At 41.4% G+C, this 12,706-nt stretch carries 12 protein-coding genes; all 12 read left to right on the forward strand.

Features of this window, described 5'->3' with window-relative positions; genetic code table 11:
- The first annotated feature begins 131 nt into the window (after nt 1-131).
- A complete protein-coding gene (flgB, locus tag P20439_RS04810) occupies nt 132-542 on the forward strand; it encodes a flagellar basal body rod protein FlgB (protein WP_008113066.1) in 411 nt (136 codons plus the stop codon).
- 2 nt (nt 543-544) lie between these two features.
- Nucleotides 545-976 (forward strand): flagellar basal body rod protein FlgC, encoded by a 432-nt coding sequence (gene flgC, locus P20439_RS04815; protein WP_008113068.1) that lies wholly within the window; start codon nt 545-547, stop codon nt 974-976.
- A 13-nt stretch (nt 977-989) separates the two neighbouring features.
- Nucleotides 990-1,667 (forward strand): flagellar hook assembly protein FlgD, encoded by a 678-nt coding sequence (locus P20439_RS04820; protein WP_008113070.1) that lies wholly within the window; start codon nt 990-992, stop codon nt 1,665-1,667.
- A 57-nt stretch (nt 1,668-1,724) separates the two neighbouring features.
- Entirely contained in the window at nt 1,725-3,110 is a 1,386-nt protein-coding gene (gene flgE, locus P20439_RS04825) for a flagellar hook protein FlgE (protein WP_008113071.1), read from the forward strand.
- A 133-nt stretch (nt 3,111-3,243) separates the two neighbouring features.
- Nucleotides 3,244-3,987 (forward strand): flagellar basal body rod protein FlgF, encoded by a 744-nt coding sequence (locus P20439_RS04830; protein WP_008113072.1) that lies wholly within the window; start codon nt 3,244-3,246, stop codon nt 3,985-3,987.
- A 21-nt stretch (nt 3,988-4,008) separates the two neighbouring features.
- Entirely contained in the window at nt 4,009-4,797 is a 789-nt protein-coding gene (gene flgG, locus P20439_RS04835) for a flagellar basal-body rod protein FlgG (RefSeq protein WP_008113073.1), read from the forward strand.
- 14 nt (nt 4,798-4,811) lie between these two features.
- Nucleotides 4,812-5,495: a flagellar basal body L-ring protein FlgH gene (flgH, locus tag P20439_RS04840; RefSeq protein ID WP_008113074.1), complete on the forward strand. Its 684-nt coding sequence runs from the start codon at nt 4,812-4,814 to the stop codon at nt 5,493-5,495.
- A 12-nt stretch (nt 5,496-5,507) separates the two neighbouring features.
- Nucleotides 5,508-6,602, forward strand: a complete 1,095-nt coding sequence (locus tag P20439_RS04845; RefSeq protein WP_008113075.1) for a flagellar basal body P-ring protein FlgI — start codon at nt 5,508-5,510, stop codon at nt 6,600-6,602.
- 136 nt (nt 6,603-6,738) lie between these two features.
- Nucleotides 6,739-7,734: a flagellar assembly peptidoglycan hydrolase FlgJ gene (flgJ, locus tag P20439_RS04850; protein ID WP_008113076.1), complete on the forward strand. Its 996-nt coding sequence runs from the start codon at nt 6,739-6,741 to the stop codon at nt 7,732-7,734.
- A gap of 1 nt (nt 7,735) precedes the next feature.
- Nucleotides 7,736-9,742 (forward strand): flagellar hook-associated protein FlgK, encoded by a 2,007-nt coding sequence (gene flgK, locus P20439_RS04855; RefSeq protein ID WP_008464964.1) that lies wholly within the window; start codon nt 7,736-7,738, stop codon nt 9,740-9,742.
- A 2-nt stretch (nt 9,743-9,744) separates the two neighbouring features.
- Nucleotides 9,745-11,004, forward strand: a complete 1,260-nt coding sequence (flgL, locus tag P20439_RS04860; RefSeq protein WP_008113078.1) for a flagellar hook-associated protein FlgL — start codon at nt 9,745-9,747, stop codon at nt 11,002-11,004.
- 275 nt (nt 11,005-11,279) lie between these two features.
- Nucleotides 11,280-12,683 carry a flagellin gene (locus P20439_RS04865; RefSeq protein WP_008113080.1) on the forward strand — a complete coding sequence of 468 codons (1,404 nt, stop codon included), beginning with the start codon at nt 11,280-11,282 and terminating at the stop codon, nt 12,681-12,683.
- Nucleotides 12,684-12,706: the final 23 nt, after the last annotated feature.

The following is a 12,706-nucleotide window of genomic DNA, read 5'->3' on the forward strand; positions in this document are numbered from 1 at the left end:
TAACATTCTTAATATATTACCCTCCTTTAAACGACGCTCATTGCGTCGTTTTTTGTTTTAATCATCACTACTTTTCATTGCTGGCTTACTTATTGCTTTATTGATGCTAAGTCAATTTTTTGGAGGTAGTTATGGCTATCAGTTTTGATAAAGCATTAGGCGTGCATCCGCATGCGATGTTGATCCGTTCGCAAAGAGCAGAAATGCTCGCTACTAATATCGCAAATGCTGATACGCCCGGCTATAAAGCAAAAGATATCGACTTTGCCTCAGCATTAAAAACGGCAAAGTCTAACCAACTAAGCGGCAATAGCATGGTAAGAACCAATGAAAAACACATTGCCGGTGGTACCCGAAGCGTAGGTGGTAATGAATTATTTCGTACGCCAAATCAAACAGATACAGGTGATGGTAACTCGGTTGATATACAGGTGGAACGAAACTTGTATACACAGAATGCTATGGAGTATCAGGCCAGTGTCCAGTTTCTTAATGGTAAGTTTAAAGGCCTGAAAAAAGCCCTCGGTAGTCAAGGAGCCTAATTATGAGTTTATATAATGTGTTTGATATTGCTGGTTCTGGTATGAGTGCACAAAACGTGCGATTAAATACCACCGCAAGTAATATCTCTAATGCCAATACAATTAGCTCTTCACAAAATGAGACGTACCGAGCGCGACAACCTGTATTTGCTGCGGAGCTAACAAAAGCGTCAGCGTCAGCAAGCAACCCACAGGGCTCTGCCGTTGGTGTGAAAGTGTTAGGAGTGGTTGAGAGTGATAAACCACTACAAATTGAATATAACCCAAACCATCCCAGTGCGGATGAAAATGGTTATATTTATAAACCCAACGTGAATGTTGTTGAGGAGATGGCAAATATGATTTCTGCATCTCGCTCTTATCAGACAAATGTTCAAGTTGCTGATGCAGCTAAGCAAATGTTAAGTAAAACACTGCTGCTAGGTCAGCGGTAACTGAGGGTAGCTCATGAGTAACGATATTAGCACTTCTTCATCCTACATGGACTCTTTACGTTGGCAAGATAAGCAAGTGCCAAAAAAAGAGGAAAGTGATGCGTTAACCCAAGAAGATTTCTTTTCGTTGTTAACACAGCAATTGTCATATCAAGATCCAAGCAAACCAGCTGATAATGATCAGATGATTGCGCAAATGACAAACTTTACTATGGCTGAAGGGATCTCAAATTTAAACTCTAATTTTGAGTCTTTAGCCGCATCGATGACATCAAATTCGGCATTGCAAGCATCAACACTGGTTGGTAAGCAAGCACTGCTGGAGTCTGACACGCTTGAGCTAAATGAGTCGGGTGAGGTTAAGGGAGCTATTGTTGCTGAAAAGCCGGTAGATAATTTAACACTTCGTATTGAAGATGCATCAGGGCAGTTAGTTAAAACCATTGATTTAGGTACTCAGCCTGCAGGTGCAGTGCGCTTTGCATGGGATGGTAAAAATGAAGCGGGTGAGCGGCTTCCTCCTGGTGAATACAAGGTTAAAGCTGAAGGCAGTACGGATGGCGAATTTTCAAGCCTCCCAATTGCTTCATTCAAAAATATTGAGAGTGTTAATATTAATGGCTCAAGCGGCATTATTATTAATACCAAAGAAGGTGCGGTTAGGCTGACTGATGTCGCAGAAATCGCGTAATAGATTTTATGTATTTTTTAGCCATCAGGCTAAATATTTTTAGGTTAGAGGTTAATTATGAGCTTCAATATTGCATTAACAGGCCTTGCTGCCGCACAAAAAGATTTGGATGTTACCGCCAATAACATTGCCAACGTAAATACCACAGGCTTTAAAGAGTCACGTGCTGAATTTGCTGATGTATATGCTTCATCAGTATTTAGTGCAGGTAAAACTAAAAATGGTGATGGTGTACAAACCACCATGGTTGCCCAGCAATTTCATCAAGGCTCATTACAGTTTACTAATAACTCACTGGATTTAGCGATTACCGGTGAAGGTTACTTTGCTATGAGCCAAGACTTGGGAGCCCAAGATTTTACCTACACGCGAGCAGGTGCATTTAAGCTGAACAAAGATAACTTTGTTGTCGATGCTAAAGGTAATTTTTTACAAGGGTTCCCCGTTGACGAAGCAACTGGTGATACTACCTCTGTGAGCTTGAGTACTTCTTCTGCTTTGCAAATACCTGACTCGTCGGGTTCTCCACGTGCGACCTCTAGTGTTTACAGCTCATTTAATTTAGACTCCCGTGCAGACGCGCCAACGCTTCCTTTTAATCCTACTGAAAGCGCAACATATAATTCATCAACATCAACAACTGTTTATGATTCTTTGGGTGAACCTCACGTGCTTCAGTTTTTCTTTGTGAAGAACGATCCATCAGTCCCTGGTGATGAAAATCAATGGGATGTGCATGCTACGCTTGATGGCAAATCTTTTGGTAGTGATGGCGTTGAACAGGATGGAACACCAGCTCTTCCGTTTGAGCCTATTAGTACGTTTAAATTTGATTCGAGCGGTTTACCTTCGACCACAACTGTAAATGGCACAACAACAGCTAATGTAGCTAATACTTTTAATCCTTTGTCTGTAGTTGCTGGCGGAGGAGGTACTCCTGGGCTGTCGAATATACTAACCAATGGTGCTAGTTTTCCTGCAGATATAGAGATCAATTGGCGAGATCAAGCTGGTACAGCTAACAAAGTACCAACCCAATATGCAAGCCGCTTTGAGGTAAAAGCACTTGAGCAAGATGGTGCGACAGTAGGGCGTTTAGCGGGTATTGATATTGGTACCGATGGAAAAGTAGTTGCATCTTATAGTAATGGTGATTCAACCTTCCTTGGTCAAGTAGCTATGGTGCGCTTTTCAAACTCACAAGGTTTGCAGCAAGTAGGTGACACTTCATGGAAAAAAAGTTTGACCTCGGGGGAACCAATTGCGGGTGAGCCAGGTTCAGGCACACTAGGCAACATTAATTCGTCAGCTCTTGAGCAGTCTAACGTAAACTTAACCAATGAGCTGGTTGATTTGATTAGTGCGCAGCGTAACTTCCAAGCAAACTCTCGTGCGCTTGAGGTTAACTCAACTATTCAACAGAACATCCTTCAGATCAGATAATCATATTTTGATTTACTAAGGCTGCTTAGTGCAGCCTTTTTTATTCCTCTCCTAAAATCTTATTCACACTTAAATTTAATTTGGCACTTATATTGCATTTACTCATACATAGATTTCTTAATGAGTCGATGTTATGGATAAAATGGTCTACATAGCGGCATCTGGCGCTAAACAAAGCATGCAAGGGCTTGCTCTTAAAGCCAATAATTTGGCAAATGCGAATACCACTGGGTTTAAATCTGATTTTTCGCAAGCACGGTCAATGCAGGCTTTCGGTGAAGGTTTGCCGACTCGTGTTTTTGCTATGCAGGAGCGCCCAGGATCTAACATGACATCGGGCGGTGTTGTCGAAACAGGTCGCAGCCTTGATATTGCTATGAGTGATAATGCATGGCTGAGTGTTCAGGATGCCTCCGGTAATGAAGCCTATACAAAAGTGGGTTCGTTAAATATAACGGCTGAAGGAATGTTGACTACCAGCGACGGTCGTCAAGTTATTGGCGAAGGTGGGCCAGTCATATTACCTGTACCGATTGAAAAAATTGAATTTAGCAAAGATGGCACTATTCAAGTTCGCCCTCAAGGTGCACCGGCTAACTTTTTAGAAGAAGTTGATCGGCTAAAAGTGGTTGATGCAAACAACGCTACACTCGAGAAGGGTAACGATGGCTTATTTAGAGCTAAACCAGGCCAAATAGTTGAAACATCAGCCAATGTACAAGTATTAGGTGGCACATTAGAAAAATCGAATGTAAATCCTGTGCATGAAATGGTCGATATGATCAGTCATCAACGCCAATTTGAATTACAAGTAAAACTGATGAAAACAGCTGAAGAGATTGATCAACGTCAAGAACAGCTGATGCGCATCGTTTAACTATAACGTGAGGATATTATTATGAATCCAGCATTATGGATAAGTAAAACAGGGCTTGACGCTCAACAAACAGATATATCGGTTATATCAAATAACTTAGCGAATGCCAGTACAGTGGGTTACAAAAAAAGCCGCGCTATTTTTGAAGACTTACTCTACCAAAATATTAATCAACCAGGCGGTCGCTCATCGCAAGACACCGAAATGCCGTCAGGCTTAATGTTGGGCGCGGGTACTAAGGTGGTGGCTAACCAAAAAAACTTTTCGCAAGGTAATATGCTCACCACTGAAAATTCATTAGATTGGATGATTTCAGGTCCTGGCTTTTTTGAAGTTTTACAGCCTGATGGCAATATTGCTTATTCGCGTAATGGCCAGTTTACTACCGACGGCGACGGGCGTGTTGTAACCTCGGGCGCTGGTTATGTTGTTCAGCCTGAAATGAATGTGCCTGATGATGCACAGTCAATCACCGTATCTCAAGATGGTGAAGTGTCAGTTCGCATTAAAGGTCAAGCCGAAAACGTGGTTATTGGTCAAATTACTATTAGTGATTTTATCAATCCGTCGGGCCTTGAGCCTATAGGGCAAAACCTTTATACCGAAACTGCAGTAAGTGGTGCACCTGTTCAAGGTAACCCGGGGGTTGAGGGCTTAGGTACAATTATTCAAGGTTCACTTGAAACATCAAATGTAAATGTGACCGAAGAGTTGGTTAATTTGATTGAAACTCAGCGAGTTTACGAAATGAACTCAAAGGTAATTTCAGCGGTTGATGAAATGATGAGCTACATCAATCAACAATTATAGTCTTGGGGGATTGTATGCGTAATATCATGTTATTTGCAGTAGGGACTTTACTGTTAAGCGGTTGTGTATCTACACAAAATAATGAAGTAGTGCAGGACGATCCCTACTATGCACCTATGTATCCAGAGCCTAATATGGAGTCAGTGGTAGCAACTGGCTCTTTATTCAGTACACAATTATCGAATGACTTATATGCCGATAAGAAAGCACTTAGAACAGGCGATATCATTACGGTTAAATTGCAAGAGTCAACCCAAGCCACAAAAGCGGCTAAAACAGAAACAGATAAACAAACAGATGCTAGCCTCGATCCTGTTATTGGTTTAGGTGGTTTACCGGTTAATATTGGTGGCGATAGTATTCAATTTGGGGTTGGTAGTGATGCGTCGTTTAAAGGTGACTCAAGATCAAATCAATCAAACAGCCTAGTTGGCGATATTTCGGTTAACGTGATGCGAGTATTACCAAATGGTAATTTGGTGATTCGCGGTGAAAAATGGCTAACGCTAAATACCGGTGAAGAATTTATTCGCTTAGAGGGGTTAGTGCGTCCACAAGATGTTAATGCTGATAATACCGTTGAGTCTAATCGTATTGCGAATGCGCGTATTCAGTATTCAGGTAAGGGTCAAACTCAAGAGGCACAAAGCCCGGGTTGGTTAACGCGTTTCTTTAGTAGCTCATTGTTTCCCTTTTAGAGGACATTCAACATGAATGGTTTTAAAGTTTTTTGTTTTATGGTGCTACTAGGCTGGCAATTTACTGCCAGTGCTGAGCGAATTAAAGATGTATCTATGGTTGAAGGGGTGCGCTCAAACCAATTAGTGGGCTATGGATTGGTTGTTGGTTTACCGGGCACCGGAGAGCAAAGCCGTTTTACCGAGCAAAGTTTTAAAGGCATGCTTAATAGTTTTGGTATTACACTACCTGCGAGTTTAAAGCCAAAAATTAAAAATGTTGCAGCGGTTGCTGTTCATGCAGAACTCCCTCCATTTAGAAAGCCAGGGCAGACTATTGATATAACCGTGTCATCAATTGGCAGTGCAGGCAGCCTGCGCGGTGGTACATTATTACAAACATTCCTAAAAGGGGTTGATGGTAATGTTTACGCCATCGCTCAAGGCAGTTTAATTGTAGGTGGCTTAGGCGCTGAAGGCCTTGATGGTAGTCGCGTTGTGATTAATACGCCAACGGTAGGACGCGTACCAAATGGTGCAACCGTTGAGCGTGCTGTTAAAAGCCCATTTATGCAAAACGATTATATTACCTTTAATTTAAACCGCCCTGATTTTACTACTGCTAAACGTTTAGAGAAAACCATAAATGATTTAATCGGCCCAAATAGCGCTCAAGCACTCGATGCGGCTTCTATTCGCGTTATTGCACCTCGTGATGCCTCGCAACGTGTATCGTATTTATCAACTCTTGAAAACTTAGAGTTTAAGCCTGCGGATACTTCGGCAAAAATAATTGTTAACTCACGCACCGGCACTATAGTTATTGGAAAAAATGTAAAATTACAACCTGCGGCAATTACACATGGTGGCCTTACTGTGACCATTGCTGAGCAACAAAATGTGGCACAGCCAAATCCTTTAGCAGAGGGGGAAACAGTGGTTACCCAACAAAGTATTATTGACGTTAATCAAGATGATTCACGTGCTTTTGTATTTGACCCAGGTGTCAGCCTTGATGATTTAGTTCGTGCTATTAATGAAGTTGGCGCTGCCCCTGGCGATTTAATGGCGATTCTTGAAGCACTTAAAGAAGCCGGTGCAATTAACGGTCAGCTTGTTGTAATTTAGTTTTATAAGATTCTAGACCCTAAGCCCTAGGGTCTTTAACCCTTAACCTTTCATCCTTAACCTTTCATCGCTACTCTTCTTTTGGCTCAATTATTGCATTTAACTAGGTATTATTAATTATTGTGTCAAAAAGCTGATGGAAACAAATCATCTAGATAAGCAAAACTTTTTTGATTTAGGCAACTTAGACTCTTTGCGTCGAGATGCTTTAAACAGCGGTGATGCATCAACCGATGCATCTAAAGCGGCGTTAAAAAAAGCGGCGGCACAATTTGAAGCTATCTTCACCCAAATGCTACTGAAAAGTATGCGTAAAGCCAATGAGGCTTTTGAAGACAAAGAAAGCCCATTTAATGCAAGTGGCGTGAAGTTTTTTGAAGAAATGCACGACCAACAGATGGCTACAGAGCTTTCATCAAATGGCTCTTTAGGTCTTGCTGATTTAATTGTGCAGCAACTATCGCCAGATGGAAAAAACTTTATGCCAGGCTCAGTTCTTCGTACAACGTCAGATTTCTTTAGTGACCAACGTGCGGGTAGCACCTTACCTCATCAAGAAAACCAAAAGGTCACTGAAAAAGTGCCGCTCGTTGATTCAACTGAAAAAAGCGAACAAAACATAGCGTCTGGCACATTTGAAAATGCTGAGGAATTTGTAAGTACAGTGTGGGAACACGCAAAAACAGCGGCTAAAAAAATTGGTTTAAATCCGGCGGTTATGGTTGCGCAAGCAGCATTAGAAACTGGCTGGGGTAAACATATTATCAGTAAAGGTGATGGCAATAGCTCAAATAATTTATTCAATATAAAGTCAGATAAAAGTTGGCAGGGCGAAAAAGCCAGTAAGGTCACTTTAGAGTTTGAGCAAGGCGCTGCAGTTAAAAAGCAAGCAAGCTTTAGAGCGTATGACTCAATAAAAGATAGTGTGAATGATTTTGTGGATTTTTTAACGCAGAACCCTCGCTATCAAGATGCATTAAACAATACAGCAAAGCCGCACAAATTTTTAGACTCTTTACAGCAAGCCGGTTATGCAACCGACCCTAACTATGCTGACAAAATAAAAAGAGTGCTAAACAGTAACGAATTGAAGAATATCGCCACAAGCGTGATCCGCCAAGGAGTAGAGTAACATGTCGTTTAATTTATTAAACATTGCTAATTCAGGCATTAGAGCTAACGCTGAGCTACTGCAAACGACAAGTAAAAACATCGCAAATGTTAATACCGAAGGGTATGTACGTGAGCGCACCGAGTTTACCACTATGATTGATAATCAGGTAGGCCGTGGCCAAACGTATCGATTATTGAATGAGTTTGCGCAAAAGCAATTAAACCGAGATACCTCAAATAAAAGCTTTTTTGATCAATTTGTTAGTGAAACGAGTCGAGTTGATCAAATCTTTTCAGAAAAATCAAACAGCTTATCAACTAGTATCAACTCAATGTTCAATAACGTACAAGAGGCTCTTAATCAACCTTCATCAACGGTTGCTCGTTCATTAGTGATGAGTGATGCGCAAAATTTGATTGATCAAATGGACAGGCTTGCAGGTATTGTTTCAGAGCAAAAAGCGGTGGTTAATGAGCAATTAGAAATTTTTTCAGAAGAGGCGAATACGCTAATCGAAAGTATTAGTTCGTTGAACCAAGAAATTGCAGGTGTTCATGGTACCAAGAACGAAGCGGATGCGAGCTCAGCTTATAATGAGCGTGATAAAGCAATACGTGATTTATCTGAACTGATTGATATAGAAACACTCGATGGCCCCAATGGTGAAAAACAAGTATTTATGGGCTCAGGTGAAGCGGTTGTTATGCAAAATGGGTCATTCAACTTGTTCTCGATTAGTGGCGATCCAGATGCCAATTTTAAAGAGTTACGTTTAGATGTAAATGGCGGTCAAGCTGTGCCACTGGAAATAGATCCTACTAAATTAAAAGGTAAAATTGGCGGTTTATTGGCATTTAGAGACGATATTTTGGTGCCTGCACAAAATCAAATTGGCCAGATGGGCATTGCACTTGCCGATTCGTTTAATCAGCAAAACCGTTTAGGGATGGATGCTAATGGTGAATTAGGTGGAGATATTTTTGAAATTCCAACGGTCAGTGCTTATGTTTATCAAGCAAATACCGGAACAGCTAATATGTCAGCAACCGTTGAGGCAGGTAAAGGCAGCGAACTACCAGCCAGTGACTTTGTGATCACTTATACGGGTAATCCTAATGAGGTGAGCATTCAGCCTATTGATAATAAAGGTGAGCCTTTAGGTACAGCCTCTTTAGCAACTATCCCACCCAGTGGCATTATCGATTCAGCAGCGATTACTAGTGGGGAATCGTTTGGCTTAGAGCTTAATGTAACGGGAGTCGGTAATGCTGGGGATCAATTTCAGGTAAAGCTCAATAGTGGCGCTGCGGGTAATATATCGTTGACCAGTGGTCGAGGTGAAGACATTGCTTTGGCCTCACCAATTAGAACAGCAGATGGCCTTGATAATACAGGGACAGGTACTATTTCACCGGGTGATGTGAGCGATGTAACCACTGGCAGTTTTAGTAACCCTCTAGGGCTAGCTAATGGCCCTATTAGCATTGTTAAAACAGCTAATGCTAACGAATATCAACTGACTGACGGTAATGGCACGACCACGTTTACGGTTACACCGCCTGCTAATAATATACTCGCTCAAGCTGGAGCGCCTTACGATGGCTATGGTTTTGACTTTAATATTGAAGGTGTACCGGCTACAGGTGATACCTTTAATTTAGAATTTAATGAAGGCGGTTTTGATGATAACCGTAATGGCCAAAAGCTCGCAGATTTACAAAATACCGATTTAGTACGTCAAAATGTAGTGGCAAGTGCCTCAGCCGATAATCATAAAACGTTGAATCAGGCCTATGCAGGCTTGGTAACTGATGTTGGGGTAGTGACCAGCCAAGCAATGACCAACGGTGCTGCATTTGATGCATTAGCACAACAATCAGAAGCCTGGTATGAATCATTGTCGGGCGTAAACTTAGATGAAGAGGCGGCTAATTTGCTGCGTTTTCAGCAATCTTATGCTGCATCTGCTCAAGTATTGTCTGCAGCACGTTCTATTTTTGACACTTTACTGAGTGCGGCGAGGTAATTATGCGTTTATCAAATAATTTAATGTATCAAAATAACATTAATAAAATACTTGAGAATCAACAAAATGTAGCAGGTGCGCAAGAGCGTGTCACTACAGGCCAAAAATATTTGAGTACCTCTGAAAACCCTGCAGCTATTTCTCAGGGTATGTTGTACACCAATAAAATAGAAACGAATGAGCAGCTGACCAAAAATATTAACCAGCTAAAAGGGCGTTTAGAAACCGAAGAAAGTTTATTACAAGGTATGAACGACACTATTTTAGAAGCGCAAATGTTAACTATACGAGCGGGCAATGGTTCGTTAGATGAAGGTGATTTGGCTTCAGTTGCCAGTGAACTAAAAGAACTGCAAAAATCACTGCTTAACTTAATGAATAGTCAATCTGAAGGAGGGAAATACCTTTTCTCTGGCTATCAAGACGATATTCAAACTTATACATTTAATAGCACCAATGGCAAATACGAATATCAAGGCGATCAAGGCCAACACGAAGTGACGATCGCAAAAGGCGTTGAGATCAAATCAAGCGATAATGGCTTTAATGTATTTGAACGAGTTGATGCGCGACTCGATGTAGTTTCAAACGATGGAACGCCAACAGGCGGCATTACCGCTGGAACTGTTTATGTTGAAAACCAAGGCGAGTTTGACCGTTTTCATAAAGATAATTATAACTCAGACCCAGATCCGCTTATTTCTCCAACGATCAATACCTATAACGTTAATGTTATCCCTGGTGCAACGCCTTCAGCGCCTGATCAATATGAAATATTACGTGATGGTAACCCTCTTGTACCACCCGTTACGGGTGAAGTAACCGATGAACCGATTGAATTTGCAGGTATGGAAATTCAACTTGAGGGGGCAGCACCTGGGCAGCTTGATTTCACCCTTGAGAAACCAAGCAAAGAAAATGTATTGAATACGCTGGAAGATTTGATCATTAGCCTAAATGACGAACAACTTGATGAAGCGCAAATTAACCAAGCATTATCGGATGGTTTAATTCAGCTTAAAAATGCTAGTGAACAAATTGTATTTACACAAGCTGGTTTAGGTGGACGCATGAATGTGGTTGAGCGTGTAACCGATTCAAACAGTGCACTAGATATCAATAATCAAGAAAACAGATCTAGCCTAATTGAGATTGATGCCGCTGAAGCGATTAGCGATCTCACAAAACATGAGTCTGGTTTACAGGCCTCACAAGCGACTTTTGGTCGTTTGGCTAAACTCTCATTATTCGATTATTTATAAACACCATCCAAGGCAGGTTATTACTTTTAGGAAAAATAGGTAATAACTTGCCTTAACGAAGCGGCAAAAAACTGTCACCCCCCTTTTTCTCTCCTGTCAAAAAAATGCTCACTATTTATTAAATACCGTAATAAAAGTTATTTAGTTGTTATAAAACATGGGTTTAATGTTTTATTATTAGTTGGCACAAGTAATGCATTCAACTAGTCATAGACAGTGTGGTTTTTGCTTAAATATTTTGAACCACATTCTGATTGAAACTAGGAGATGGTAAAATGGCTTTAAGCGTAAATACAAATGTTGCATCACTTAATGGGCAACGCAATCTATCTAAATCTAGCATGGCACTTGAAACCTCAATGCAGAGACTATCATCTGGTTTGCGTATTAATAGCGCAAAAGACGATGCTGCAGGTTTACAAATTGCCAACCGACTAACGTCTCAGGTTAATGGCCTAACGGTTGCTCAGCGTAATGCCAACGATGGTATTTCTATGGCGCAAACTGCTGAAGGTGCAATGCAAGAGTCAGCAAATATTCTGCAACGTATGCGTGACTTATCACTGCAATCGGCGAATGGTTCAAATAGTGCGGTTGACCGTGCATCACTGCAAAAAGAAGTAGCAGCCCTGCAACAAGAGCTCACTCGAATTGCAGATACCACTAAATTTGGTGGCACCAGCTTACTTGACGGCACTTTTGGTACTAAACAGTTTCAGGTAGGTGCAAATGCGAATGAAACCATTAATGTAAGTTTACGTAATGTTGCTGCCGATGCTATTGGTTCCAACGAAATTGATGGGCCAGGAACTGTATTTGGTGTAGTAGCTGCAGGCAGTATGGCTGCAAATGAAGTTGTAGCTCCTGGATCACTGAATATCAACGGTACTGATGTTTTAATTGGAGCAAATGATGGCGCTGATGGTGTAGCTAATTCTATTAATGGAGCTGCGGCTGGTGTTACAGCTGAGGCTCGTCTAAATGTTGTTATCGCAGGGATAACGAGTACCGATAATGCAACTATAAAAATTGGCGATGATGAATATGACTTAGGCACTTTTGGTGGTGATATGGCGCGCCTAGCAGAAGAGATGGTGGCTGACGGTTATGATGCTGTTTATGACCCAGCTGCAGGCAATATTAGCCTAAAAGCAACAGGTGTTGATGGTATTGAATCTGTAATGGAAGCAGTTGGTACGCCTGCTGGTGGATTAACGTTTGATGGAACTGCTGCGGGAGCAACAACAGCTTCAAAAACATCGGAAATAAATTTGTCATCACCGAGCAAAATTGGTATTTCAAACGATGGAGCAGCAAATGAGCTCCAGATGTTTAATAGCTCATTAAGTCAATTGTCATCAGTGGAGGCGATTGATATTAGTGGTACAACTAGTGAAGGTGCTCAATCTGCAATTCAAACTATTGATGCTGCATTAGCGCAAATTGACGCCCAGCGTGCAGACTTAGGTGCGGTGCAAAACCGTTTTGGTTTTACCATTGCCAATCTTGCTAACGTATCTGAGAACGTGTCAGCTTCTCGTAGCCGTATTCAAGATACTGATTACGCGCTTGAAACAGCAACCCTAACTAAAAACCAAATTATGCAACAAGCCGGTACCACTATTTTGTCGCAGGCAAACCAGTTACCACAGGCCGCATTAAGTCTTTTAGGTGGCTAATGCCAGCTAGTTATAAAAAAGAC

It is taken from the genome of Pseudoalteromonas sp. BSi20439 (genome assembly GCF_000241165.1).
In the GTDB taxonomy this organism is placed as follows: domain Bacteria; phylum Pseudomonadota; class Gammaproteobacteria; order Enterobacterales; family Alteromonadaceae; genus Pseudoalteromonas.